The sequence below is a fragment of the Izhakiella capsodis genome, assembly GCF_900115045.1.
GTDB classification, from domain to species: domain Bacteria; phylum Pseudomonadota; class Gammaproteobacteria; order Enterobacterales; family Enterobacteriaceae; genus Izhakiella; species Izhakiella capsodis.
This window is the reverse complement of record NZ_FOVC01000001.1, coordinates 156,267-182,491: the sequence shown is the minus strand read 5'-3', so window position 1 is coordinate 182,491 and position 26,225 is coordinate 156,267. Positions and strand designations below refer to the sequence as shown.

The window sequence follows — 26,225 nt, the reverse complement described above, 5'->3', positions numbered from 1 at the left end:
ATATTTAAAGCCATCATAAGGAGCAAGCGATGTTTGCTGTGATTTTTGGTCGTCCCGGCTGTCCTTACTGTGTCCGTGCCAAAGAGCTGGCAGAGAAGCTAACGCAAGAGCGGGATGATTTTGATTTTCGCTACGTTGATATCCACGCGGAGGGTATTACTAAGGCCGATCTGGAGAAAACCGTCGGCAAGCCGGTTGAAACCGTGCCACAAATCTTTCTTGATCAAAATCACGTCGGCGGCTATACCGAGTTTGCCGCCTATGCAAAAGAGAATCTGGGCTTATACCAGTAATTCGATTCAGCCTGCCAAATAATAGGTGGGCTGATTTATTGCTTGCCTTGTCTCATTTCCAGTAGCGCTCTTCCTAACGTAACGCTCAATGCCCCCAGTCCACACCAGAAAATTGCACTAATAGAAAACGCGCACTCTTGCCAGAAACTGTGAAAAAACATCATGCCCTTTATCATCATAGTCAAACAGAATGGCGTCGCCAGCAAAGAACCGGCAACAGCCACGCTCAAGGGTGCCTGCTTACTGGTCAATGCAGAAACGGCGCCAGGTAACAAAAATAACAACATTACCGGCTGGGCCTGATGAACGACTGAATGTGCCATCAGGATCTGATGGCGCACGGTGACAAATATCATAGTATAAAAAATAGTGCAGGCGACAACACCTGACCAAGACACACTTCTAAACATTATTTTGCTCCAACCAGTATCATCTTCAATCCGGAAATAAAACATAATTAATCTCAAAAAAATAAATGCTTAATATGCTGCTCAGACACAAAATGTTTACTGGCTGAAATTATTAGAACTGACTAAAATGACCGATAATTTGACGACATCCTGAGCGGCTTTTCCTTGGTGAAAATTCTAATGCATTTTCTTTCGTGAATGCAGACCAAATGTAGCCTGGAAAGCCAATAATTACAACAGGTTACTGGTAAACAAGAAGTTAAATCGTGAATATAAACATCTCAGAATTGTTAAGCGGAAATTACATATTACTGCTATTCGTCGTTTTGGCTCTCGGCTTGTGTCTAGGGAAAGTTCGCCTGGGCTCGATTCAACTTGGTAATGCAATTGGCGTTCTCGTTGTTTCCCTGGTACTGGGACAACATCATTTCGACATCGATACGGACGCACTTAATCTTGGCTTTATGTTATTCATTTTCTGCGTGGGGGTTGAAGCCGGGCCTAACTTTTTTTCCATTTTTTTCCGTGATGGGAAAAATTATCTGATACTGGCAGTGGTAATGGTAGTCAGCGCAACGGCAATCGCCCTCGGACTGGGCTACCTGTTTAAATGGAATATTGGCCTGACGGCCGGGATGCTGGCTGGATCGATGACGTCAACACCTGTGCTGGTCGGTGCAGGCGATACGCTCCGTCAGACAATTAACAACGCTGACATGCTCGCCCATGCACAGGACGATCTCAGCCTCGGCTATGCCCTCACCTATCTTATCGGCCTGGTCAGCCTGATTATTGCTGCCCGCTATCTACCTCGCCTGCAACATCATGATCTCTTCACCAGTGCCCAGCAAATCGCCCGTGAGCGCGGGCTGGACAGTGACAGTCAGCGTAAAGTATGGCTGCCTGTGATACGCGCCTATCGGGTTGGGCCGGAGCTGGTTGCCTGGGCCGACGGTAAGAATCTGCGCGAGTTGGGAATTTATCGTCAGACGGGATGTTACATTGAGCGCATTCGACGTAACGGCATTCTTGCCAGCCCTGATGGTGACGCCATTTTGCAACAGGATGATGAAATATCGCTGGTAGGATACCCGGAAGCACATGCCCGTCTTAACCACAGTTTTCGCGATGGTAAAGAGGTATTTGAACGCGATTTGCTGGATATGCGTATTGTTACTGAAGAGATTGTGGTGAAAAACCACAGTGCAGTGAACAAACGCCTGAGCCATCTGCGGCTGACTGATCATGGCTGCTTCCTTAACCGCGTTATTCGCAGTCAGATAGCGATGCCTATTGATGAGAGTATCATTCTGAATAAAGGCGATGTGTTACAGGTCAGTGGCGAAGCGCGCCGGGTAAAATCTCTTGCCGACCGCATTGGCTTTATTTCCATTCATAGTCAGATGACGGACCTGCTGGCGTTTTGTGCCTTTTTCGTCCTTGGCCTGATGATAGGCATGGTCACTTTCCAGTTCAGTAATTTTAATTTTGGTTTGGGCAATGCCGCCGGGCTGCTGTTTTCAGGAATAATGCTTGGCTTTTTGCGTGCCAATCATCCAACCTTCGGCTACATACCGCAGGGTGCACTGAATATGGTTAAAGAGTTTGGCCTGATGGTGTTCATGGCCGGCGTTGGCCTTAGCGCGGGCAGTGGATTGTCAAATGGACTCGGCGGTAGCGGTCTGATGATGCTGCTTGCGGGCATTGCAGTGAGCCTGGTACCGGTAGTGCTCTGTTTTTTGTTCGGCGCCTACGTGCTGAAAATGAACCGGGCACTGCTATTCGGTGCCATCATGGGGGCCCGGACTTGCGCACCAGCAATGGATATCATTAACGACGCCTCCGGCAGCAATATACCGGCGCTGGGCTATGCAGGAACCTATGCTATCGCTAACGTTCTACTGACGCTGGCAGGGACGTTGATTGTGGTGATCTGGCCGTTGTTGCATAGATAAATATTTTTTACGAAATCGCAGAACTTTCAGTCTGGGTCGCAGTCTTAATAAGTGCCACTGCTTTTCTTTGAAATCCCAAATTGAGGAGCCCGTTAATGTTTTATTAGCGGGTTTTTTTCTTTCCGCTCAGTCTTGCCATCCTCTACCGTTTAAGTAAGCCTTTACTGGCATCTCCTTACACTCCGCAACGTATTGAGCGTCTGCTGGTTTACATCTTCTTAAAGTTTCTTTAGGGTTCACCCAACCTTAACCAAGGTCAAACCACTATGTCTACGAGGCATGATTCCCTTTACCCGGAAGTGCCTGGTTCCTGTATTATTTCACTGTTATTATCGTTCCCCAGCTTAACGTATCTGGCTGTGTCAATTACGCACTATTTAGCACGATATATCGAAGAGGCAGAAGAAGGCAAAGCTATGGAATCATTAAACCGTGCGCTGTTTTTATGGATTAACGCGACACCGAATTCACCACACTGGCTGGTCGTACTGGCCATCTTCGCTGCCCGCGCGCTCATCGCTGTTGTACCGGGGCTTATCATCGCTCTCTGGCTATGGGGACCGCAGAATCAACTGAGCGCCCAACGGGTGTTGGTACTGAAAACAGGTATTGCTTTAGTTTATGCAATGGCGATTGCATGGTGTCTCAGCATGTTGTTTCCGCATCCTCGTCCTTTTGCGATCGGCATCGGCTATCAGATGCTACCTCACATTGCAGACAACTCCTATCCAAGCAATCATGGCACCGCTATTTTTACCTGCGCACTGGCGTTTCTCTTCTGGCATCGCCTCTGGTCCGGTATGGTATTGATGGTGATCGGCATGTTGATCGCCTGGTCGCGTATCTATCTTGGCGTCCACTGGCCGATGGACATGCTGGGAGGATTTATGGTCGGTTGTCTGGGCTGTTTATTCTCACAACTCGCCTGGAGGCTATACGGCAACACACTTCTAAAGTACTGCGGATTGTTATACAAAGTGATATTCGCCATTCCTATCCGCAAAGGATGGGTCAGAGACTAGAATGCTGGCTTCGGGAAGCGCGTATGCTTCCCGTCGGGCAATTAGCGAAACTATTTCCCGAATAATGTACTGACTTTCAACATAATAAAATCCCAAATCCGACTGAAAAATCCGCCCTCTTTTACCGTGTCCATAACAACCAAAGGGCGCGTTTCAATCGTTTTACCGTTTAATTTGAAATCAATCGTGCCAACGACCTGGTTTTTCTTCAGCGGCGCCAGTAATTGAGGCTGATTAAACACCAGACTGGCTTTGAGGTTCTTCAGCTGCCCCCTGGGAATAGTAATCGCCGCGTCCTGGGCAACCCCCAGGTTAACATTGCGATGGTCGCCATACCAGACGCGCTGAACATTGAAGGCCTGGCCTGCTTTTATTGGCGTGACGGTTTCAAAAAAATGAAAACCCCAGTTCAGCAACTGTTCACTTTCGCGGAATCGGATTGCATCGGTTTTCGCCCCCAACACAACGGAGATCAGCCGCTGATTACCGTTGGTTGCTGATGCCACAAGGTTATAGCCAGCGCCGCTGGTATAACCTGTTTTAATACCGTCAACGTGCAGATTGCTGCTCCACAGCAGACGGTTTCGATTCATCTGACGGATATTATCAAAGGTGAACGACTTTTCCTTATTCAGGGCATATTCAGCAGGAACGTCGCGAATCAGTGCCTGACCAATTAGCGCCATATCACGCGCCGTACTGTACTGCCCTTTAGAGTCAAGGCCATGAACAGTGGTAAAGTGGGTGTTTTTGAGACCAAGCTGCTGCACGTAGCGATTCATCAGGCCAACAAAGGCATCCTGGCTGCCAGCGATATAATCCGCCAGCGCGATACTGGCATCGTTGCCGGATTGAATCACGATACCTTTATTCAGATCGGACACCGAGACCGTATCGCCAGGCTTGAGGAACATCAATGACGATCCTTGCAGGATGGGATTACCCGTTGCCCAGGCATCCTTACCGATGGTAACCATATCTTGCGGTGTGATACGGCCTGATTTGATAGCCTGCCCGATAACATAGCTGGCCATCATTTTTGTCAGGCTGGCAGGGTCAAGACGCTCATCAGCATTCGACTCAGCAAGAATTTTACCGCTATGGTAATCCATCAGAATCCAGGCTCTGGCATCAATCTGAGGGGGCGTTGGTACATTTGCTACAATATTTGCTGCATATGAAGCGAATGAGGCAAAGAATATTAGCGAGGCGGAGGTCGCCAGCGCAGTGATTCTGACGGGAAAAGACACTTTTTTCATGGAGAAACCCTGTATCCATCTGAAAAAGAAGTGATTATCGACTTCAGGCAATGGGAGTGCTTTACCCTAGCGCGTCTTACAGCGTAATTGAATGGTCAGATCGTAAAGTTAATTAGAGTTTATTCGATATTTTTCGCTCTTTACGTTCAAAGCCGTCAGAATTTCACAGACAGAGATCACGCTCATCAGAAAAACGTCTACTTTAGTCATCACCGTTACCCTGATCACAAAGCAGCAACCATCGAAGTAGTGCTTTTCTGACTCGATGAAACGTTGATCTGTGAAGATGAGCTCAGGATTATGGCTGCCCTGGCTGGTTTCACAGGGGTACGCCCCTGGCGATATTCTGAAAAAAGAGCGACCTGATGACGCAGTGTTATGTCGGCTCTCAGCCAATCGAAGACTATATGGCGCTAACGTTGTCGCCGCTGAATGGCTAAAGCGTTGCCACCGTTGATGCTTGTAACGTCACTAACGGCAGAAAAATGCGCAGACTCCCGGACGAAGTGGACCCGCGATAAACCGGGCTGCTGACCGCCAGGAGAACAAATTACTACTCCGCATCACCTTTTCCCCAAAGATACCGGGAGGGCAGCAAGCAGAAATGTGAATATAGTTTAAGCGTGTTGTATACTCCGCGTTTTCTGAGCAATGTACAGTATAAAGACATGTCTAAGATTGGCTTTTTATCATTGGGCTGCCCTAAGAATCTGGTCGATTCTGAACGCATCCTCACGGAACTGCGCACTGAAGGTTATCAGGTCGTACCACGATACGACGATGCCGATCTGGTCATCGTTAACACCTGTGGCTTTATCGATAGTGCGGTTCAGGAATCTCTGGAAGCCATAGGCGAAGCGCTGAACGAAAATGGTAAGGTGATCGTAACCGGCTGTCTCGGCGCCAAAGAGAGTCAGATCCGCGAAGTGCACCCTAAGGTACTGGAAATCACCGGCCCTCATAGTTACGAACAGGTGCTTTCGCACGTTCACCGTTATGTTCCCAAACCGAGGCACAATCCGTTTCTCAGCCTGGTTCCTGAGCAGGGCGTCAAGCTGACGCCAAAACATTATGCCTACCTGAAAATTTCGGAAGGCTGTAATCATCGCTGCACCTTCTGCATCATTCCTTCTATGCGCGGTGATCTCGACAGTCGGCCCATTGGCAACGTACTCGACGAAGCCAAGCGCTTGGTAGATTCCGGCGTAAAAGAGCTGCTGGTCATTTCTCAGGACACCTCGGCTTACGGAGTGGACGTTAAGCATCGCACCGGTTTCTGGAACGGTGCGCCGGTAAAAACCAGCATGGTCAGTCTGTGCGAACAACTGGCTCAACTCGGCATTTGGGTGCGCCTTCATTATGTTTACCCTTATCCTCATGTGGATGATGTCATTCCACTGATGGCAGAAGGTAAGATCCTGCCCTATCTCGATATTCCACTACAGCACGCCAGCCCGCGTATTCTTAAACTGATGAAGCGTCCGGGGGCGGTAGAGCGCACCCTGGAGCGCATCAGACGCTGGCGTGAAATCTGTCCGGATCTGACACTCCGCTCTACTTTTATTGTCGGCTTTCCGGGAGAAACCGAAGAAGATTTCCAGATGCTACTCGACTTTCTCAAGCAGGCACGCCTGGATCGGGTGGGCTGCTTTAAGTACAGCCCGGTGGAAGGTGCCGGAGCCAATCAGCTTCCCGATCAGATAGCCGAAGAGGTTAAACAACAACGCTACGATCGCTTTATGCAGTTGCAGCAGCAGATTTCCGCTGAACGTTTACAAGAGAAAGTGGGACGCGAAATTCTGGTACTCATTGATGAAACTGACGAAGAAGGTGCCATTGGTCGCAGCATGTCGGATGCCCCGGAAATTGACGGCGCGGTTTATCTGAACGGCGAGTGTGGGCTGAAAGTCGGCGAGGTGGTACGCGTGCGTGTTGAACATGCTGACGAATACGACCTGTGGGGTAGTCGGATTTAACGTTCCACATGTATCCAGGTAAAAAAGCGCATCAGCCATATTTTTGCTGATGCGCTTTTTTACGTCTCAGATAGTCTTCATCAGCACGCAACTTGTCCCAGCTTTGCTTAAATATTGCCGCCGACCGGGCCTTTTCCTTATCGATCTTACCTGCCAGCACTCGCCGTTGGGCGTCATACTTTCGACCGCCTTTATGGTTGGCATAACGCCGCGCACGCGTGTAGCCCATCTGAATAAACTTACGCGCCATGTCCATACCAACAAAATCCTCAGCCTGACGATAGTCTTCAAAGAGCTGCATAATTTTGTCTGCTGACTGCCGGGCCAGTCGCGGTGTCCGAAAACGCCAGTGCGGCAAAATTTCGCTTTTGTAGGGTTCAACCATCAGCACGCCCTGCTCTCCACGGCCAACCTGATAGCGCTCAGGATAGCGGCGAAAATCGAGACGCTTAAAATCCTGCTGATAATTAAAAGGTTTGATCGTCATACTATTCATTATCGCGTTGGGCAGAAACTTTGTGCGTCCGTCCAATGCCCTCTGTCATTGCATAGAAACTTTAGCTTTTGAGTTTTGGGTCCAGCGCATCACGCAGACCATCACCCAGCAGGTTAAACGCCAGCACCGTAAGAAAGATCGCCAGGCCCGGGAAGATAGCCACATGAGGAGCCAGTACCATATCAGCTCGCGCCTCATTGAGCATCGTTCCCCACTCAGGCGTCGGTGGCTGTGCGCCCAGTCCCAAAAATGAGAGACTGGCGGCGGAAATAATTGAGGTGCCAATACGCATAGTAAAATAGACAACGATCGACGGGACAACTCCCGGCAGAATATGACGCCAGATGATGGTCACATCCGAGGCGCCAATACTGCGCGCCGACTCGATATAGGTCAGATGTTTAAGCACCAGCGTATTACCACGCACCAGCCGGGCGAATGCCGGGACGCTAAAAATAGCCACCGCGATGATCACATTCGACATGCCGCTACCCATCACGGCCACGACCGCAATAGCCAGCAATATCCCAGGAAAAGCAAACAACACGTCGCAGCTTCGCATGATGATGCGATCCCACCAGCCCTCGAAATAACCGGCCAGTAATCCGAGAAAAGCACCGATCGCCGCGCCAATTGCCACAGAAAAAAATCCGGCAATTAGCGAAATACGCGTGCCGACCAGTACCCGGCTGAATATATCGCGCCCGAGGGCGTCTACCCCAAACCAGTGCAGCGCCGAAGGGCCTTGATTTAACCGGTCATAATCAAAATAATTCTCGGCGTTAAAAGGTGCCAGCAAAGGCGCAAATACCGCCAGGATAACCAGCATCAACACAAATAATCCTGCGGCAATGGCAACGGGTTGGTGGCGAAAACGCCGCCAGAATTCACGCAGGGGTGTGCGAACGCGCGTTGGTTTTATCACAGGCATTGCGGACAGCACCGCGTGACGTCGCCAATTTCTCATTACGCATCCTTATTTATAGCGGATCGCCGGATTTATCGCGGCATAGAGCATATCAACGATCACGTTAATCAGAATAAATTCCAACGAAAACAGCAAGATCTCAGCCTGGATTACCGGATAATCGCGCATCTCAACCGAATCAACCAAAAGCCTTCCGAGGCCCGGCCAGTTAAATACCACTTCGACCACAATCGAGCCGCCCAGTAGAAAACCAAACTGGAGGCCCATCATGGTTACCACCGGGATCAGGGCGTTACGCAGTCCATGCTTCAGCACCACCAAACTCTCGCGTACCCCTTTAGCCCGCGCGGTGCGCATATAATCTTCTTGCATCACCTCGACAAAAGAGGCGCGGGTAAAACGGGCCATGACCGCCGCCACCGCAGCACCCAATGTAATCGAAGGCAGGATATAGTGTTGCCAGCTGTCGGCACCGACGGTTGGCAACCAACCTAACTGCACGGAAAATATCTGCATCAGCAACATCCCAAGCGCAAAAGCCGGAAAAGAAAGCCCGGAAACCGCCAGCGTCATACCTAATCGATCCGGCCAGCGATTGCGCCATACAGCGGAGATGATACCGATCGCCATGCCAAAAATGACCGACCAGACCATACTGGAAAGCGTCAGCCAAAGCGTGGGTAGAAAACGCAGGCCGATTTCAGTGGAGACCGGTCGTTTCGATACCATTGAATAGCCAAAATCCCCGCGAAACGCTCCAGTGATAAAATGCCAGAACTGTGTAATCAGCGGCTGGTCCAGCCCTAACTGCTGGCGCACCATCGCCACTACCGTGGCGTCCGCCTCTGGCCCAGCAATCAGACGCGCAGGGTCTCCCGGCAGCAAATGCACAAACAGAAACACCAGCACCGCCACAATTAACAGCGTGGGGATCAGCCCGGCAAGACGTTTTATAAAATAATTGAACATGCTTCTTCCTGTGAAGCGCCGCCGCTCCGTCCGGCGGCGCTTCTCAACCTTATTTCAGATCGGCCTCGTCAAAACTGAAAGCGGTATCTGGCATTACGTAAAATCCGCTCAGATTTTTACTTTTTGCCGAAACCAGCTTCTCAACAACCAGCGGGATCCACGGATGATCATTCCAGATGCGATCCTGCGCATCTTTATACAGCGCGGCTTTTTTCTCGTTGTCGGTTGTCTTTAATGCGTCTTCGAGATCCTGATCTACCTGCTTATTACTGTAAAATGCCGTGTTAAAAATTGCCGGTGGCCAGGAGGTGGTGGCAAACAACGGTGTCAACGCCCAGTTTGCTTCACCAGTAGAAGCCGACCAGCCGGTATAAAACATGCGGACATCGCTTTCTTTTTGCCCCTTGCCTTCAACCTCTGCTGAGCGCAGGCCCGCATCCATTGCCCGTACTTGCACTTTAATACCTACCTGAGCCAACTGTTGTTGGGTGAATTGCAATACTTTTTGTGCCGTACTGTGATTATGTGATGACCACAGCGTGGTCGTAAAACCGTCAGGAAAACCCGCTTCTTTTAACAGTTCACGCGCTCTGGCAGGGTTGTACTGAATCGCAGGATAACTGCGGGAAAACTGAATTGCTGGCGGCACAATACCGGTTGCAGGGGAGGCATAGCCAGCAAATGCCACTTTCACCAGCGCCTGACGATTAATGGCATATTCAAGCGCCTCACGCACCTTAGGATTATCAAACGGCTTCCTGGTCACGTTCAGGCTGATATAGCGCTGCATGATAGACGGCGTGGCAACCAGATCGACCTTATTGCTTTTCTCAAGCAGCACGGCCTGTTCGTAAGGAATAGGGAAAGCGAAGGTCGCTTCACCGGTCTGCAACATTGCAGCACGGGTATTATTATCGACTACCGGCCGCCAGGTAATGCTATCCAGCTTAGGATAGCCTTTGTGCCAGTAGTCACTGAATTTTTTCACCTTCACGAAATCGGTCTGATTCCAGGCATCAAACTGATAAGGTCCGGTACCGACCGGGTGGAAACCAATATCCTTACCATATTTTTTCAGTGCTGTCGGTGAAATCATTGCAGCAGCCGGACTGGCGAGGGTATTGATGAAGGCTGAGAATGGCTGGCTGAGCGTAATCTTCACGGTATGAGCGTCCAGCGCCTCCGTTTTTGCCACCGCGTCGAACAGATTGTAACGCTTAAGATGATTCTCAGGATTGCTGGCGCGATCGAGGTTCACTTTGACCGCCTCAGCATTGAAGTCGCTACCGTCCTGAAACTTCACACCGGGACGCAGTTTAATCGTGTAGGTCAGTCCATCGGGGCTGACCTGGTAGCTTTCCGCCAGTACGTTTTTCAGCTTCATGTTCTTATCGAAGCCAAACAAGCCTTCGTAGAACGATTTCGCAACAGCCTGTGACAGAGTATCGTTTGCGTCATAGGGGTCCAGGGTAGTGAAGTTTGATCCCACCGCAACGGTGATATCCTTCGCCGCCCAGGCGGGTACTGCTGCAACACTACTCAGTAACCCGGCCGTCAACAACCAGTTATGTGATGCTTTAATCATTATGTTTATTCTCCTGTGGTCCCGGTCTTTTTCGTCAATTATTTTGCCAACTGTGAGTCAGAGTCGTAGCGGGCGACAAAATGGCCCGGTGACACCTCCATCAGTTGTGCGCTTTCAGGCTCTTCACCGAGCGGATGAACGGCGCTTGAAATTTTCTCCACCAACAGCGGTCTTTCCCGATGCTGCGCTTGCGGATCGGCCACCGGCACCGCCAACATCAGCTTGCGAGTGTAAGGATGCTGAGGGTGTTCAAACACCGCCTGACGCGGGCCAATTTCAACGATTTGTCCCAGATACATCACGGCCACCCGATGGCTGATGCGCTCTACCACGGCCATGTCGTGCGAAATAAATAAAAAAGCAATGCCACATTCCCGCTGCAGATCCAGCATCAGATTGACAATCTGAGCCTGAATCGAGACATCCAGCGCCGACACTGCTTCATCGGCAATAACGACCTTAGGATTAGATGCCAGCGCACGGGCAATACAGATGCGCTGACGCTGACCACCGGAAAACTCGTGCGGATAACGCCGGGCGTGCTCTGGCTGTAAACCTACGCGTTCCAACAGGCTGGCAACCCGCGCTTCAGCCTCTGCCCCACCGGCAATGCCATGCACCAGCAGTGGCTCCATGATCGAAAAACCCACGGTCAGACGTGGGTCGAGCGAGGCGTAGGGATCCTGAAAAATAAACTGAATATCGCGCCGCAGGTGCGCCAGGGCCGGACCTCTCAGATTATCAATTCGCTGACCGTTAAAAGTAATGCTGCCCCCCTGATTTTCGACCAGCCTTAACAACGACCGTCCGGTGGTCGATTTTCCGCAGCCCGACTCCCCGACCAGCGCCAGGGTTTCACCCGGCATTAAATCAAAACTGACCTTTTCAACCGCATGCACCCGGCGAGTGACGCGATTCAGTAACCCACTACGTAGATCGAAACGGGTGATCAGGTCGCGAACCTGCAACACCGGCGCTGCCTGCAGATCGACAGTATCCTGTTCTGTTTGTGTGGATTGCGACCCGTCGAGTAACGGAAATTTCAATGGGAATGGCCTGCCACGCATAGCGCCCAACCGGGGTACCGCCGCCAGCAGTGCGCGGGTATAGCTCTGATGCGGCGCGTTAAAAATCTGTTCAACCTCGCCACTTTCCACCGTTTCGCCACGGTACATCACCTGAACCCGATCTGCCATTTCAGCAACCACGCCCATATCATGGGTAATAAAAATCACCCCCATATTCATCTCTTTTTGTAGCAAGCGGATCAACGACAAAATTTGCGCCTGAATGGTCACATCCAGCGCGGTCGTCGGCTCATCGGCAATCAGCAGGGCGGGACGACAGGAGAGCGCCATAGCAATCATCACCCGCTGGCGCATCCCACCGGAAAGCTGATGGGGATAACGATTTAGTACGCTGTGGACATCGGGAATTCGGACCCGCTCCAACAATCGCAGCACCTCCTGACGCGCCTCGTGGTGCCCCTTGCGCTGGTGCAAACGAATCGATTCTGCGATCTGCTCTCCGACCGGAAAGACCGGATTAAGCGAGGTCATTGGCTCCTGAAAAATCATCGCCATATCCGCACCACGCACAGTACGCAGTGCCCGCTGAGGGGCGCTGGCCAGATCCACTATGCTGCCGTCACGCCGCCGCAGCCACATCTCACCACCGTCAATGACGCCCCCACCCTGCTCGACCAGGCGCATCAGAGCCAGCGAGGTCACGGACTTACCTGAACCAGACTCGCCGACAATTGCCAGCGTCTCTCCGCGCCGTACGGAGAGCGATATATTTTTTACCGCCTGAATATGTTCGCCTTCGCGCTGAAAACTGACGTTAAGATTACGTACCACCAGAACCTGATCGCTCGCCATCAGCGCCGGGGGATTTTCCATCATGCCGTCTCCTTGCATTACATCGATCAGCGATAAATACCGACGTCAGGCGCATCGCCGATATAACCGTAGCCACGGTACATCCCCTCACTGTTGAACGGCAGCGCCACGTTACCCAACCGATCCACTGCTACCAGACCGCCACTGCCACCCAGCTGCGGAATTTTTTCCATCACCACCTTCTGACAGGCTTCCTGCAATGAAAGGTTGCTGTAAGTAACCAACGCAGCGATGTCATAAGCCGCCAGGGTTCGCATAAATACCTCACCGCTACCGGTACAGGAAACCGCTACGCTGGCATTATTTGCATAGCAACCCGCACCGATGATCGGTGAATCACCCACTCGTCCTGCGTGCTTATTAGTTATACCGCCGGTTGACGTTGCCGCAGCCAGATTGCCGAGCTGGTCCAGAGCAACGGCCCCCACGGTGCCAAATTTTTGGTCTGGCGGCATAAACTGCACGCCACCTGCCGCTGCACCGCCATGATCCAGCAGCATCTCGCCGCGTTGTCGTGCCAGTTTAAGCTGTGCAAAACGCTCAGGGGTGGAGAAGAACTCATTTTCAACCCGCTCTAATCTTTGCTGTTCCGCAAAGTCTTCAGCCCCATCGCCGGTTAACATAACGTGTGGCGAATGTTCAAGGATGGCGCGTGCCGCCAGTATCGGATTACGAATATGCTTAACGCCAGCTACAGCGCCAGCTTGCAGCGAAAAACCATCCATGATGCTGGCGTCCAGTTCATGGTCGCCCGCATGGGTAAAAACTGCGCCTTTCCCGGCATTGAAGAGTGGACACTCTTCTAACAAGCGCACCGCCTGGGTGACGGCATCCAGCGCACTTCCCCCTCCGGCAAGCAGGCGTTGCCCGGCACTGACTATCTTGCGCAGCGCGGCAAAATATTGCTTTTCTTTTTGCACACTTAGGCTTGCCTGGGCGATCGCTCCCGCGCCACCGTGAATAGCAATGACTGCGTTACACATTTTCCGATGGTCCCGTTTGATAAAAGCCAGCCCAGGCAGACGCTAAATCGTTTTTAAAACACTGGGTTAGATTACTTTCATTCGTATTCGTGTGATTTTCGACTATAAGTAGGCGACGAAACGATGTAAAGGATAAAGTTTGGCCGCTGATAATAACAATTGGTTTTAAATTATAGCTAATAGTTAGCGCCGATCATGTGCGTATGAGCAACAGAACCCGTGCTGGTGTATCACTCAGCCTGAAGCGACCGGCAAACACCGCGTCATGCGACGTGAACGTAGCTGGCCGCAAAGCCCATCATTTTCAGAAAATCGCCCTGTTTTTAATCAGCGTTATACCCGGGAAGCGTAAAACGTTTGTTCTGCTTCAATCAGCGGCAGGATTCAGGTGATAATAGGTCGATATACTGTTACGGCAACATCTTGTGGATAGATCTGGAGAAAAAATGGAAAGTTTTACTGCGGGGCTTATTTCGCTCGACGAGGCGCTCAATACCATGCTGGCGCGCCTGACACCGATCACGCAACGACAGCGCGTTGCATTAGGCGCCGCCGCCGGGCTGATTACCGCCATCCCGGTGATTTCCCCGGTAAACGTCCCCCCTTTCGCCAATGCCGCTATGGATGGTTACGCGGTGCGTATCGCCGACCTCGCCGCGAACGACACGCTATACATTGCCGGTAAAGCCTTCGCCGGTAACCCCTGGCATGGTGAATGGCCGCCAGGCAGCTGCATCCGTATCATGACCGGTGCGCCACTGCCCTCCGGAGCTGATGCAGTGGTAATGCAGGAGGAGGTACAGCCCCAGGGCAATGCGGTTCGCTTCACCGCGCCGGTGAAAAGCGGACAGCATATCCGCCTGCCAGGAGAGGATATACGCTTGGGCGACAGAGTACTGAACTCAGGCGTAAAACTTGGTGCTGCCGAGCTGCCGCTGCTGGCCTCGCTTGGCATTTCTGACGTCGAGGTATTACGCCCGCTGAAAGTGGCACTGTTTTCTACCGGTGACGAGCTGTGCCTTCCCGGCCAGCCGCTGGCTGAGGGACAGATTTACGATACCAACCGTCTGACCGTTAGCCTGATGCTGAACAAGCTCGGCTGCGCGGTTATCGATCTTGGCATTATCCGCGACGACCCGGACGCACTGCGCAATGCCTTTCTGCGGGCTGACAGTGAAGCTGATGTGGTCATCAGTACCGGTGGCGTTTCGGTGGGGGAAGCCGATTACACCAAAGCCATGCTGGAAGAGCTGGGCGAAATTACCTTCTGGAAGTTAGCGATTAAGCCCGGTAAGCCTTTCGCCTTTGGTCGCCTGCAGCACAGTTGGTTTTGTGGATTGCCTGGCAACCCGGTTTCCGCCGCCGTCACCTTCTATCAGCTGGTACAGCCGCTGCTGGCAAAACTCAGCGGTCAGCAAGGCGCTGCGCTGCCACAGCGCCTGCGTGTCCGCACCCTCAGCCCGCTTAAGAAATCCGCTGGTCGTCTCGATTTTCAGCGTGGCATTCTTACACGCAATGAGCAGGGCGAGCTGGAGGTGCGGAGTACGGGCGCCCAGGGCTCGCATATTTTCAGTTCTTTCAGTCAGGCTAACTGCTTTATTGTTCTTGAATGTCAGCGGAGCCATGTTCAGCCGGGAGAATGGGTTGAAGTCGAGCCGTTTAACAGATTGCTGGAGGGATGAATGTCGCAGGCACTGAGCAATGAAGAGTTGCTGCGCTATAACCGTCAAATCATGCTGCGCGGCTTCGATTTCAACGGACAGGAAGCGTTAAAAGCAAGCCAAGTGCTGGTGGTTGGGTTAGGCGGCCTCGGCTGTGCCGCCGCTCAGTATCTGGCGAGTGCCGGCATCGGTCACCTGACGCTGCTCGATTTTGATCGCGTTTCGCTGTCTAACCTGCAACGACAGGTACTGCACAGCGAAGCAACAATTGGGGAAGCAAAGGTTAATTCAGCCCGTCAGCGACTGGCTGCGCTCAATCCTCTGGTCACGCTGAGCGCTATCGACGCCCGGCTGGATGATGACCAGATGGCTGAGCTGTTGCAGCATCAGCAATTGGTGCTTGATTGCAGCGATAATCTCGGCACACGCGAGCAGTTGAACCGGCTATGCTATGCCCAACGCCTGCCGTTGATATCCGGCGCGGCCATCCGGATGGAAGGACAGATTAGCGTTTACAACTGGCAGCAAGAGGAACCGTGCTATCGCTGTATGAGCCGCCTGTTTGGTGAGCAGCTATTAAGCTGCGCTGAAACTGGCGTGATGGCACCGCTGGTCGGCATAATTGGCGCGCTGCAGGCAATGGAAGCTATCCGTCTGCTAAGCAATTACGGCGAGCAGGTCGCTGGTAAGCTGTTACTTTATGATGCAATGACACTGCAGTTTCGCCAGTTGAGGTTAAAAAAAGATCCTCAATGCGAGATCTGTGGACAATCCTGAGGCCTAAGTCCGTAAAATCCCATAACCTAACCGCGCCTCCGATCGGCTAACGGCGCTGAACCGCGTTCTGCAATCGCTGGTGCTGGACGTCATGTGAAAGGACAGGATCCCATATACTCCCTGCGGAATGATGAAAACCTGATGGTCCCCTGACAGGATTATGAAAGGCCCGTTGCCAGAGAAAATAATCGATCAATAGTTTTGTAAAAAAACGGGTGGCATCGTTTTGGTTGCCCCCCGTCAATACGTCGCCGGGCTAAATAACCCGGTAGCCGTTATCAGGCTTTTTTATAAGGGAAATTCTTCAACCAGAAGTCAGCAATATTTTGTCGGGTACAGATCCAGACATCGTTCTTTTGCTGAATATAATCAAGAAAGCGAACCAGCCCCATAAATCGTCCGGGACGCCCAAGCAGGCGGCAATGCATGCCGATCGATAGCATTTTTGGATGCGTCTGACCTTCAGCATACAGCACATCGAAACTATCTTTTAAATAAGTGAAAAACTGCTCGGCGGTATTAAAACCTTGTGCAGTAGCAAAACGCATATCGTTACTGTCGAGCGTATAGGGAATAATCAAATGCGGTTTTATCTGTTTATTGCTGCATTCAACTTCGGTCCAGAAAGGAAGATCATCACCATAATTGTCGCTGTCATACTGGAATCCCCCGTTTTCAACGATCAGCCGCCGGGTATTGGGGCTGTCGCGTCCGGTATACCAGCCGGTGGGCGGCTTACCAAAAAGCTGAGTTTGTAACTCAATAGCCTTTTCCAGATGCGCCTTTTCCAGCTCCTGCTCTTTGTTCTGATAATGGATCCAGCGCCAGCCGTGGCTGACAACGTCGTAGTCGGCCTTTTTAATTGCCGCGACAACGTCAGGGTTTCGAGCTAATGCCATCGCTACGCCAAATACAGAAAGCGGCAGCTTTCGTTTCTGGAATTCATTATGAATGCGCCAGAAACCTGCACGTGAACCGTATTCATAAATTGAATCCATCGACATATGTACATCCGGATAGCTTTCAGCACCAATTATCTCCGACAGGAAACGCTCAGAGCCTTCATCACCGTGATAGACGTGCTGTTCCGAGCCCTCTTCATAATTCAGAACGAATTGTACGGCAATTTTGGCATTACCCGGCCAGCGGAATTCTGGATAGTGGCCGGCATAGCCAATCAAATCGCGAGGATAATCTTCACTGGATAATGATATTGGTTTTTTACCGCTAATGACTCCGGCATTAGCCGCTGCCGCCGATGACCTGCCATAAAGACTGGCCGCGCCGGCAACAGAAGTTAATATAACCGATTTACAGATATCCCTTCGGCTAATCATTTTCACTCCTTTTTTTAACAAGTTCCGAATTTAATCATCAGTCACCAATAAAATAAGAAAAATTAATATTAGTGATTCCGATGAAATTTATTACAGAGCTGAATGAAAATGCAATACCTATTTTGCATAAGTATGCCGTGGCGCTTAAATAGAATGATAAGGCGTCAGAACAGAGGTAAGTCGTCAGGTTTTTGGCACCGCTCCAGTGAGAACGGCGCGAAAAAAATGGCACACTGAATAAGGTAAAAAAGCTTATTCGAGGTCTTGACTTAGAAGATAGTCTTCATAATTTCCAGTGAAATCTATAATCCTGCTTGATCTTATTTCAAGGACACGGCTTGCCAGAGAGCTGACAAACTCGCGATCGTGCGAGACAAAAATAAGCGTTCCCTCAAACAACTCCAGCGCCATATTAAGCGCCTCGATAGATTCCATATCCAGATGGTTGGTCGGCTCATCCATAATCAGAATGTTCGGCCGTTGCATCATCAGCTTACCGAACAGCATGCGGCCCTTCTCACCACCCGACAGCACCTTTGCTGGCTTTTTGATGTCATCCTGGCCAAACAGCAGACGCCCCAGTATGCCGCGCACAGCCTGCTCATCGTCACCCTGCTGTTTCCACTGGCTCATCCAGTCAAAAACCGTCAGGTCGTTATCAAAATCTTCCGCATGATCCTGGGCATAGTAGCCAATGCGCGCATTTTCGGACCATTTTACGCTGCCGCTCTCCGGCGTCAGGTTACCCACCAGCGTTTTTAGCAGGGTGGTTTTACCGATGCCGTTAGCGCCCAGTATCGCCAGCTTCTCACCGACTTCCAGCAACAGGTTGACATCGTTGAACAGCGGCCCCTGTTCAAAACCTTTGGTCAGCCCTTCAATTTCAAGCGCGTTGCGAAACAGCTTCTTTTCCTGCTCGAAACGAATAAATGGATTCTGACGACTGGAGGCCTTAACCTCATCCAGCTTAATTTTGTCTATCTGTTTAGCACGCGACGTCGCCTGACGTGACTTCGATGCATTGGCGCTAAAGCGGCTGACAAATGACTGCAATTCGGCAATCTGCGCCTTCTTCTTTGCATTATCAGACAGTAAGCGTTCCCGAGACTGGGTCGCCGCCGTCATATATTCATCGTAGTTACCCGGGTAAACCCGCAGCTCACCGTAATCAAGATCAGCCATGTGGGTGCAAACCATATTTAAAAAGTGGCGATCGTGCGAAATAATGATCATGGTACTGTCACGCTCATTGAGCACATTTTCCAGCCAACGGATGGTGTCGATATCCAGGTTATTGGTCGGTTCATCCAGCAGCAAAATATCCGGATCGGAAAACAGGGCCTGAGCCAGCAGGACGCGCAGTTTCCAACCCGGCGCAACTTCGCTCATTGGGCCGTAATGCTGTTCCTGTGGGATACCCACACCGAGCAGCAGCTCACCCGCGCGAGCCTCGGCGGTATAACCGTCCATTTCGCCGTATTTCACTTCAAGGTCGGCCACCTGATAACCATCCTCTTCGCTCATTTCCGGTAGAGCATAGATTCGATCGCGCTCCTGCTTAACTTGCCAAAGCTCTGCGTGGCCCATGATTACCGTGTCCAGCACGCTGAATCGTTCAAAAGCAAACTGGTCCTGTCGCAGTTTACCGATACGCTCATTGGGGTCGAGCGAAACGTTGCCGTTGGTGGGCGGTAAATCACCGCCCAGTATTTTCATAAAGGTGGATTTACCGCTCCCGTTTGCGCCTATCAGGCCGTAGCGGTTACCGCCGCCAAATTTAACGGAGATATTTTCGAAAAGCGGCTTGCTGCCGAATTGCATGGTGACGTTGTTGGAAACCAGCACAAAATTGCCTTAATTATTGAATGTGTGAATTTGAGCACATTATGCCATAGTGCAGCACCGGGATCGCCTGCACTTAACAACGTTTTTCAGCCGGACAATACTGATCGGCCACGCAACGCTAAAGCGCGATGATCAAATTGTCATGCATGACAGTTAAGTCCCTGTGCTCAGGCACAAAAAAGGAACCCGCAGGTTCCTTTTATAGCTCAGCCTGCCCTTTCGTTAAAGCGTTTCAGCCTTATGCCCGGACAACACCTTTTTTTTGGACACACCCCCGTCGCTCAGCCACTCGTGCAAATAGTGTTCTACCTGTTCGAGAGAACGATTCCGGGTTTCTGGTATACAAAGCACCACAAACACCGCGCCTAATAGCCCGATAACTGCAAAAATAAAGAAAGATCCTGCCAGACCAACACTGGAGAGCATAAGCGGAAAAAAGAGGGAAATAAGGAAGTTGGCGATCCAATGCGCGAAGATCGCGCCGCCCATAAATATGCCACGCAACCGGGTTGGAAATATTTCCGAGAGCAGCAGCCAGGTGACCGGCGATAGCGCACCCTGCTGAAAGCTAAGGAATAACAACATTCCCAGCAGCACCAGATAGCCATGCAGCATATCAGGCTCACCGCCACTCTCTACGGGCATAAAAAAACATATACAGCCAATAAACAGCAGGCTCAAGGTACAACCAAATTGGCCTATCATTACTATAGGTCGACGGCCGATGCGCCCAATCATCCAGATACCGACAAAGGTCATCAGCACCGAAATAACCCCATTTGCAATCGTTGCTACCAGCGCTGCATTGTTGCTCATACCAAGACTGGTCAGCATGGTGGGTGCGTAATACATTATGGTGTTGACTCCTGACGTTTGCTGAATAACTGCAACGCCAAGTCCGATAAAAAATAATTTCAGTAGCCAGGGTTTTTTTATTTCGCGTAAATGCGGCTTACCCTTTACTTCATCGTCCTGCAACGTTTCCTCTATTTCGGTCAGTTCCCACTCCACGTCTTCTTTCGCCCGGGTGCGTTCGAGCACCTTACGCGCCTCTGCCAGTCGGCCTTTCATCGCGTACCAGCGCGGGGTGTCAGGCATATACAGCATGCCAAACCACAGCAAAACGGCAGGTAGGGTTGCTACCGCCAGCATCCAGCGCCAGGTGTTCTCCCCCCCCCAGAGCGCATCGAAACCGGCGTTGGAAATGTAAGCCAGCAGTTGGCCGGTAACCAGCATTAACTCCTGCATCGTGACCAGCTGCCCGCGTCGATTAGCGGGTGCGATTTCGGCGATGTAAATAGGTACCGTAGCCGATGCACCGCCCACCGCAAGGCCGAGAACCATACGGAAGAAAACCATCCACTGCACATCAGGAGCCAGAGCGGTCCCTAAAGCGCCTACAGCAAAAATAATTGCCAGTGCCAGAATAATTTTTCTGCGTCCCAGTGCAGCGGCAAAATGTCCCGATAACAGCGCACCAAAGGCCGCGCCAAAAAGGAGAGAACTGGTTACCAGCCCCATGGTGAACGATGTCAGGTGCAGCGATGGCCCCATAAACAGCAGCGCACCGGAGATCACACCCGTATCGTAACCAAACAACAGGCCGCCAAGCGTGGCGATACAAGCAATCACTTTAACAAATGGCTCCGTACGACCATTGCTGTTCGGGCCGGATGCTTTACTCAGCGTAAGATACTGTTCTTTACTCATCACATATCCCATCCAACAGATTAAAAACGACTTTGAGGCAAATCATTCAATGCCAACCCTTTCAGAGTCAAAAAAAGGTAAATCATTTATTCCATACCCGTTAACAAATGAAATTAATTTTTGATATGTCGATCTCACTTAGTAAGATTTAAATAGCGAAAATGAGATGCAGCCCCGGTTTAACGCTGTCATCACCGTCAACCTTGATGCGATAAAACCGCACGTTTATTCTGTTTTATATCCACAAGTTTAAATAGATTTCGTAAACTGCCTGCGCAAGCGCTGTCGACAAGATAAACGGCGGATAGCGAAACGAGGCTTTTTAGATCGCCGCATTTTCTGTAGAGTGAGTTCGTTCAGTACTAAGAACAGGGCAAGAAATACTTGGTTCGGCGGCTCACACCGGGAGATTTTTTGGTTCAACCGTCGGCCTGACGAACGTTTTTGCTTATACCTGTCTCAGGTAGGACATACAGCCTGCGTCGGGCACATAACACAGCTCCGAGCGGGAGGTTTTTACAACGCAATCTCTTTCTGAACCCGCGTCTGGCTCAGAAGCTCGTCATGACCGATGAATGATGTAAGCAGCAAGGAGTTAGCCCGCATTTTGCAGGCGCTATGCGTGCTGAATGGTTACGATGTTCCCGCGCTTAACGTTGCTGAATATACCAACAGTGAAACAGCAAACGAAGCCCGCCGCGCGCAGGCATTAAACAGGACTAAATACTGTGCAAACCGTCAACGTCGTCAGTAATTGATTATCCCTGAATGGCCTCGCCGGATACCGAAAACGCCGGCAAATTGACAGTCTGATAAGGCTCCCAGCCGCCGCCAAGAGATTTATACAAAGCCACTAAATCGACGCTGCTCTGCATCCGGGCTAAAACCAGTTGCTGGCGGGTTTGCGCTAGCTGGCGCTGAGCGTCCAGCACCTCGATAAAACTACTGAGACCTTTACTGTAACTATCCCGTGCCAGATCGAAAGCGCTTTGCTGCGCGTCAACTGTTTCATTCAGACTCGCCACCCGCTGCTGATCGGCGTGATAGCTAACCAACGCATTTTCCACCTCCTGCAGCGCATTCAACACCGTCTGGCGATAGCCCAGCGCAGCACTGGCTTGATCGGCTCGCGCCAGCTTCACGCTGGAAACCAGACGCCCGCCCTGAAAAATAGGAATGCTGAGTGAGGGGCCAACGCTGTAGAAATGACTGCTCCAGTTATCCAGATAGCTGGCATCCGTATTGCGCATCCCAAATTCACCGGTCAACGACAGGCTTGGGAACATCTGCGCAATCGCCACGCCGATATTCGCCGTGGCGGCATGCAGCTGTGCTTCTGCAACGCGCACGTCCGGACGCCGACGCGCCAGCGTTGAGGGGACGCCAACTGACACCCGTGCGGGCAATAGCGGCATTGCTTTTGGTGTCGCCAGTTCGCTATCCAGCGCACCCGGCACCTTACCGAGCAATACGGCCATTCCGCTCATCGCCTGACGAACCTGTGACTGATACTGAGGCAGCTGAGCACGCAGAAAACCTAACTGGGCACGAGCATTTTCGACATCGGTCATCGGTGAGAGGCCATTTTGCTGCTGACTCTGCGTCAGCGTTAGGGTCTGCTGCGCGACCTGAATCTGCGTTTCAATGGTTTGCGTTACCGCCTGCGCACCACGCAATTGCAGATAAGTGCGCGCAACCTCAGCTTCAAGAGAAACCAGCGCATCGTTGCGGGTCTCTATACTCTGTTGCTGCCGCGCCTTCGCCACTTCAACCTGACGGCGCACTTTACCCCACAAGTCCAGTTCCCAGGATGCATCAAAATGCCCCTGATAGAGCGTGACTGGCTTGGTAAGGCTATCCAGCATAGAGCGGTATTGTCCTGCGTTCTGATTCATCTGGTCGTAAACACCATTGGAGGCAAGCAGACCTTCTGCCCCAAGCTGCTGCCGCGTAATCTGACCGGTGCCAGCCACGCCGGGAAACCAGGCGCCGCGCGCCTGATCAATTTGCTGACGTGCAGAGGCGATACGCATCACCGCCTGCTGCAACGAGAGATTACCCGCAATCGACCGTGAGATCAGACTATCGAGTTGAGGATCCTGAAAGGTTTTCCACCACTGAGGATTGATGGCGCTTGCCTGCGGTTTTGAGCCGGTATCGCTATCCATCGCATTAAAATGGCTGGCGGTAACCGGTTTTGGCGCGTAGTAATCCGGACCTACCGAGCAAGCGGAAAGTGTTAACACGCTCAGCATCACAAGCGCCACCTGGCTGAATGAGAGACGAGTGGATATCATTTGCATGTTAATGTGCTCCCGCGCTGCCTTCGCTTTTAACTGGCGACAGCAGAAAACAAAAAGGTAATAAAATCAAGGCTAATAGGCTTAATCCAATAAAAACATCTATGTAAGCAAGAATACGCGACTGAGCGATCATTTCCTGATAAAGCTTTCCGCTGGCAATAGCGCTGGGATCACCCGCCATTGAGGAAAAATCTTTTACCGCCTGAGTCCAGCGAGCCAGCGTTTGTGTGAACGTCTCGTTGAGCGGCGACATGCTACCAGACAGATAAGCGCTGTGGGTTTGCTGGCGCTCGGTGATGGCCGCAGTGCATAGCGAGATACCAATTGAACCGCACACGTTTCTGAACATAGTAAAAAGCGCCGAAGCATCGGCGTTTAAACGTTGTGGTATGGTGACGAATGCGATAGTGGTCAGAGGGACAAACAGGAAACCAAGCCCGATCGTCTGTGCGCTGCGCATCAGCATCAAGGTGGTAAAGTCGATATTCGGCGTCAGGTTAGCGCTGTAGATAAACGACGCGCTCAGGCAGAGAAATCCAAAAGCAATAATCCAGCGCGTCTGTACGACAGGCATCAACTTCAGTACCAGAGGAATAGTCAAAATAATCAGCACCGCCCCAGGGGAAAGTACCAGCCCGGACCAGGTGGCGGTATAGCCTAAATCTTGTTGCGCCAGCTGCGGAATAACGACCGAGCTACCGTACAGAATTGTCGCCATGCCAGCCATCAACACTCCCGCAACCCAAAAGTTCCGATCCTTCATCACCTGCAGATCGACCACTGGCCTTCGGGTATAAATTAGCCAGTAGACCGCACCAACCAGACCAATCATCGTCAGTACGGCAAACAGGACGATAAAGTTCGAGTTGAACCAGTCCTCGTCCTCACCGCGATCCAGCATCACTTGCAGACAGCCTAGTCCAAGGGTAATCAGGCTGATGCCGATGTAATCGATTTTCAACTTGCCCGACGCCCAGCGTTTTTCCCACGGCGGATCTTCCAGCAGCTGATAAATAGCGATAACACAGAGGACGCCTACCGGAATATTAATAAAAAAAACCCAGCGCCAGCTGTAATTATCGGTGATCCAGCCACCCAGCGTTGGCCCCAGCACTGGCGCGACGATCACGGCGATAGAAGAGAGGCCAAAGGCTTTACCGCGATCTTCCGCTTTAAAATAGTCCAGAAGAACGGATTGCTGAACCGGCTGCAATCCGCCACCAAAAAACCCCTGCAATACCCGGAATAAAATGATCTGCCATAGTTCGGTCGCGATACCACACAGAAACGAACAAACGGTGAACATCACAATGCAGATCAAAAAAAACATTTTGCGGCCGAAAACCCGGCTAAGAAATGCCGAAATTGGCAGCACAATGCCGTTTGCCACCAAATAGGAGGTCAGCACCCAGGTGGATTCGTCATAGCTGGATGATAGCGAGCCAGCAATGTGTGGCAAGGCTACGTTTACGATAGTGGTGTCCAGAATTTCCATGAACACCGCCACCGTGACGACCATTGCCACTAGCCACGGATTACCTGCCGGTTTCCAGCTTTGCGCCTGTGTCATTTCACTATCACCGTCGGCTCAACAGAAAGCCCCAGAGGCAACGGTTTATTAGCATCAAGACCATGATCAATGACGATTTTCACCGGTACGCGCTGAACGATTTTTACATAATTGCCGGTCGCATTTTCAGCCGGGAAGGCCGAGAAACGCGAACCCGAACCCATCTGAATACTATCGACATGCCCCTCTAGCTTGAGATCTGGCCAGGCATCAACGCGGACATCAACCTTATCGCCGGGGTTCATATGTTCGAGCTGTGACTCCTTAAAATTAGCGATAATCCAGATATTGGGCGATACCAAAGAAAACAGTGATGAACCAGCCTGAACCAGGGTGCCCTGGTAGACATTACGTTTGGTCACAAAGCCGTCATAGGGGGCGCGAACATCGGTATAGGAAAGGTTTAACTCAGCGGTATTCAGCTGCGCTTTCGCCTGTTCAACCTGCTGCTGTCTGGCTTCAACGTTAGTCTCCTGCTGGCGAATTTGTAGCGCAACCTGCGAGGCAACCTCGACCTGTGCTTTAGCGCTTGCCAGCTGCGCTTTGGCGCTGCGTAACTGCGCGCTGGCGGAATCGATGTTGCGCTGTGAAGTTGCTCGCGGATCTACGCCGCGCTGACGGCGGTAATCAGCCTCAGCATTCATAAAATTGGCTTCAGCCTGCAACTGTTGTGCAAGGACCTGATCGCGCTGCGCCGGATATTTTATCCTCGAAAGATCCAGCTGTGCCTGAGCCTGGTGCAACTGCGCGATGGCAAGCCCCAGCTGCGCTTTTGCCTGATCGCGCTGCGCTGCGCTATCACGGGGATCGATACGCACCAGTAAATCGCCTTTTTTTACCCTCTGGTTATCACGCACCGGCAGTTCGACAACATAGCCAGAAACTTTGGCCGCAATGGTTACCGCATCTCCCTCGGTGAAGGCATCATCTGTCGTTTGCTGATTATGCGTCATCAGCCAGTAAATCAATGCGACGATAGCCATTACAACTACGATGATAACCAGAATAATCAGTGGCTTTTTACCCGGCCGTTTGCGCTCTGCATTATCACCCTTTCCATTATTGGGTTGTTGTGAGGCATCCTGCTGCCCATCCTGATTAATTTTGTCCTCTTCGGACGCGGGGTTATGTTGTTCAGCCATAGTTACCATCAATTGTTAGCAGGCTTTGAGGAAAGCCAGAAGCAGGCAAAATCGAGTAATTCAGCTTTTAACAATAGGAGAAAACGTAATACATTCCAGTACC

The 26,225-nt window shown here is 51.4% G+C and carries 21 protein-coding genes; 7 read left to right on the top strand and 14 right to left on the bottom strand.

Going from position 1 to position 26,225, the window contains the following annotated elements; all coding sequences use genetic code 11:
• Positions 1-29 precede the first annotated feature (29 nt).
• Complete coding sequence (locus BM191_RS00845; protein WP_092873860.1) at positions 30-293, top strand: GrxA family glutaredoxin; 264 nt, start codon at positions 30-32, stop codon at positions 291-293.
• A 35-nt stretch (positions 294-328) separates the two neighbouring features.
• On the opposite strand, the gene ybjM is transcribed toward BM191_RS00845, so the two are convergent.
• On the bottom strand, positions 329-703 hold the full coding sequence (ybjM, locus tag BM191_RS00840) for an inner membrane protein YbjM (RefSeq protein ID WP_177203266.1): 375 nt from the start codon (positions 701-703) through the stop codon (positions 329-331).
• Positions 704-969: 266 nt separating this feature from the next.
• Between ybjM and BM191_RS00835 the strand changes: the two genes are divergently transcribed.
• Positions 970-2,658, top strand: a complete 1,689-nt coding sequence (locus BM191_RS00835; protein WP_092873854.1) for an aspartate:alanine antiporter — start codon at positions 970-972, stop codon at positions 2,656-2,658.
• Positions 2,659-3,074: 416 nt separating this feature from the next.
• The gene (gene ybjG / locus BM191_RS00830) at positions 3,075-3,680 is read left to right on the top strand and encodes an undecaprenyl-diphosphate phosphatase (protein ID WP_092873851.1); all 606 of its coding nucleotides are present in this window, start codon (positions 3,075-3,077) and stop codon (positions 3,678-3,680) included.
• Positions 3,681-3,730: 50 nt separating this feature from the next.
• On the opposite strand, the gene BM191_RS00825 is transcribed toward ybjG, so the two are convergent.
• Positions 3,731-4,939 (bottom strand): serine hydrolase, encoded by a 1,209-nt coding sequence (locus BM191_RS00825; protein ID WP_092873848.1) that lies wholly within the window; start codon positions 4,937-4,939, stop codon positions 3,731-3,733.
• A gap of 668 nt (positions 4,940-5,607) precedes the next feature.
• Between BM191_RS00825 and rimO the strand changes: the two genes are divergently transcribed.
• Positions 5,608-6,915 carry a 30S ribosomal protein S12 methylthiotransferase RimO gene (gene rimO, locus BM191_RS00820; protein ID WP_407927835.1) on the top strand — a complete coding sequence of 436 codons (1,308 nt, stop codon included), beginning with the start codon at positions 5,608-5,610 and terminating at the stop codon, positions 6,913-6,915.
• 31 nt (positions 6,916-6,946) lie between these two features.
• Here rimO and BM191_RS00815 read toward each other — a convergent pair whose 3' ends face one another.
• The 6 genes from BM191_RS00815 to BM191_RS00790 all read right to left on the bottom strand — a co-directional run bounded on the left by BM191_RS00815 (position 6,947) and on the right by BM191_RS00790 (position 13,777).
• On the bottom strand, positions 6,947-7,396 hold the full coding sequence (locus tag BM191_RS00815) for a DUF4385 domain-containing protein (RefSeq protein ID WP_092875138.1): 450 nt from the start codon (positions 7,394-7,396) through the stop codon (positions 6,947-6,949).
• 76 nt (positions 7,397-7,472) lie between these two features.
• Positions 7,473-8,378 (bottom strand): glutathione ABC transporter permease GsiD, encoded by a 906-nt coding sequence (gene gsiD, locus BM191_RS00810; RefSeq protein ID WP_092873845.1) that lies wholly within the window; start codon positions 8,376-8,378, stop codon positions 7,473-7,475.
• 9 nt (positions 8,379-8,387) lie between these two features.
• The gene (gene gsiC, locus BM191_RS00805) at positions 8,388-9,308 is read right to left on the bottom strand and encodes a glutathione ABC transporter permease GsiC (RefSeq protein ID WP_092873842.1); all 921 of its coding nucleotides are present in this window, start codon (positions 9,306-9,308) and stop codon (positions 8,388-8,390) included.
• Positions 9,309-9,357: 49 nt separating this feature from the next.
• Positions 9,358-10,893, bottom strand: coding sequence for a glutathione ABC transporter substrate-binding protein GsiB (gsiB, locus tag BM191_RS00800; RefSeq protein WP_092873838.1), 1,536 nt, complete (start codon positions 10,891-10,893; stop codon positions 9,358-9,360).
• Positions 10,894-10,931: 38 nt separating this feature from the next.
• Complete coding sequence (locus BM191_RS00795; RefSeq protein ID WP_092875136.1) at positions 10,932-12,794, bottom strand: dipeptide ABC transporter ATP-binding protein; 1,863 nt, start codon at positions 12,792-12,794, stop codon at positions 10,932-10,934.
• A gap of 26 nt (positions 12,795-12,820) precedes the next feature.
• Entirely contained in the window at positions 12,821-13,777 is a 957-nt protein-coding gene (locus BM191_RS00790) for an isoaspartyl peptidase/L-asparaginase (RefSeq protein ID WP_092873836.1), read from the bottom strand.
• Positions 13,778-14,223: 446 nt separating this feature from the next.
• Here BM191_RS00790 and moeA point away from each other — a divergent pair, with 446 nt between their 5' ends.
• Complete coding sequence (gene moeA, locus BM191_RS00785) at positions 14,224-15,459, top strand: molybdopterin molybdotransferase MoeA (RefSeq protein ID WP_092873832.1); 1,236 nt, start codon at positions 14,224-14,226, stop codon at positions 15,457-15,459.
• Positions 15,460-16,215 (top strand): molybdopterin-synthase adenylyltransferase MoeB, encoded by a 756-nt coding sequence (gene moeB, locus BM191_RS00780; RefSeq protein ID WP_092873829.1) that lies wholly within the window; start codon positions 15,460-15,462, stop codon positions 16,213-16,215.
• A 278-nt stretch (positions 16,216-16,493) separates the two neighbouring features.
• Here the strand turns inward: moeB and puuE are convergent, their stop codons facing one another.
• The 3 genes from puuE to BM191_RS00765 all read right to left on the bottom strand — a co-directional run bounded on the left by puuE (position 16,494) and on the right by BM191_RS00765 (position 21,107).
• Entirely contained in the window at positions 16,494-17,429 is a 936-nt protein-coding gene (gene puuE / locus BM191_RS00775; protein ID WP_092875134.1) for an allantoinase PuuE, read from the bottom strand.
• 375 nt (positions 17,430-17,804) lie between these two features.
• A complete protein-coding gene (locus tag BM191_RS00770) occupies positions 17,805-19,397 on the bottom strand; it encodes an ABC-F family ATPase (protein ID WP_092873826.1) in 1,593 nt (530 codons plus the stop codon).
• 222 nt (positions 19,398-19,619) lie between these two features.
• Positions 19,620-21,107, bottom strand: coding sequence for a sugar porter family MFS transporter (locus tag BM191_RS00765; protein ID WP_092873823.1), 1,488 nt, complete (start codon positions 21,105-21,107; stop codon positions 19,620-19,622).
• A 571-nt stretch (positions 21,108-21,678) separates the two neighbouring features.
• Here BM191_RS00765 and BM191_RS00760 point away from each other — a divergent pair.
• Positions 21,679-21,861 (top strand): hypothetical protein, encoded by a 183-nt coding sequence (locus tag BM191_RS00760; protein WP_092873820.1) that lies wholly within the window; start codon positions 21,679-21,681, stop codon positions 21,859-21,861.
• Positions 21,862-21,865: 4 nt separating this feature from the next.
• On the opposite strand, the gene BM191_RS00755 is transcribed toward BM191_RS00760, so the two are convergent.
• Genes BM191_RS00755 through BM191_RS00745 form a run of 3 tightly spaced genes read right to left on the bottom strand, consistent with a single transcriptional unit; the run spans position 21,866 to position 26,122 of the window.
• Positions 21,866-23,404, bottom strand: a complete 1,539-nt coding sequence (locus tag BM191_RS00755; RefSeq protein WP_407927849.1) for an efflux transporter outer membrane subunit — start codon at positions 23,402-23,404, stop codon at positions 21,866-21,868.
• Between the two features lie 7 nt (positions 23,405-23,411).
• On the bottom strand, positions 23,412-24,980 hold the full coding sequence (locus BM191_RS00750; RefSeq protein ID WP_092873814.1) for a DHA2 family efflux MFS transporter permease subunit: 1,569 nt from the start codon (positions 24,978-24,980) through the stop codon (positions 23,412-23,414).
• Positions 24,977-26,122, bottom strand: a complete 1,146-nt coding sequence (locus BM191_RS00745; RefSeq protein ID WP_092875132.1) for an HlyD family secretion protein — start codon at positions 26,120-26,122, stop codon at positions 24,977-24,979. Before BM191_RS00745 ends, BM191_RS00750 begins: the two co-directional genes overlap by 4 nt.
• Positions 26,123-26,225: the final 103 nt, after the last annotated feature.

Bases quoted from the DNA above. Each gene is read 5' to 3' on its own strand.
- BM191_RS00845 (WP_092873860.1), top strand. From the start codon at position 30: ATGTTTGCTGTGATTTTTGGTCGTCCCGGCTGTCCTTACTGTGTCCGT.
- ybjM (WP_177203266.1), bottom strand. From the start codon at position 703: ATGTTTAGAAGTGTGTCTTGGTCAGGTGTTGTCGCCTGCACTATTTTT.
- ybjG (WP_092873851.1), top strand. From the start codon at position 3,075: ATGGAATCATTAAACCGTGCGCTGTTTTTATGGATTAACGCGACACCG.
- BM191_RS00825 (WP_092873848.1), bottom strand. From the start codon at position 4,939: ATGAAAAAAGTGTCTTTTCCCGTCAGAATCACTGCGCTGGCGACCTCC.
- rimO (WP_407927835.1), top strand. From the start codon at position 5,608: ATGTCTAAGATTGGCTTTTTATCATTGGGCTGCCCTAAGAATCTGGTC.
- gsiD (WP_092873845.1), bottom strand. From the start codon at position 8,378: ATGAGAAATTGGCGACGTCACGCGGTGCTGTCCGCAATGCCTGTGATA.
- gsiC (WP_092873842.1), bottom strand. From the start codon at position 9,308: ATGTTCAATTATTTTATAAAACGTCTTGCCGGGCTGATCCCCACGCTG.
- gsiB (WP_092873838.1), bottom strand. From the start codon at position 10,893: ATGATTAAAGCATCACATAACTGGTTGTTGACGGCCGGGTTACTGAGT.
- BM191_RS00795 (WP_092875136.1), bottom strand. From the start codon at position 12,794: ATGGAAAATCCCCCGGCGCTGATGGCGAGCGATCAGGTTCTGGTGGTA.
- BM191_RS00790 (WP_092873836.1), bottom strand. From the start codon at position 13,777: ATGTGTAACGCAGTCATTGCTATTCACGGTGGCGCGGGAGCGATCGCC.
- moeA (WP_092873832.1), top strand. From the start codon at position 14,224: ATGGAAAGTTTTACTGCGGGGCTTATTTCGCTCGACGAGGCGCTCAAT.
- moeB (WP_092873829.1), top strand. From the start codon at position 15,460: ATGTCGCAGGCACTGAGCAATGAAGAGTTGCTGCGCTATAACCGTCAA.
- BM191_RS00765 (WP_092873823.1), bottom strand. From the start codon at position 21,107: ATGAGTAAAGAACAGTATCTTACGCTGAGTAAAGCATCCGGCCCGAAC.
- BM191_RS00760 (WP_092873820.1), top strand. From the start codon at position 21,679: ATGAATGATGTAAGCAGCAAGGAGTTAGCCCGCATTTTGCAGGCGCTA.
- BM191_RS00755 (WP_407927849.1), bottom strand. From the start codon at position 23,404: ATGATATCCACTCGTCTCTCATTCAGCCAGGTGGCGCTTGTGATGCTG.
- BM191_RS00750 (WP_092873814.1), bottom strand. From the start codon at position 24,980: ATGACACAGGCGCAAAGCTGGAAACCGGCAGGTAATCCGTGGCTAGTG.
- BM191_RS00745 (WP_092875132.1), bottom strand. From the start codon at position 26,122: ATGGCTGAACAACATAACCCCGCGTCCGAAGAGGACAAAATTAATCAG.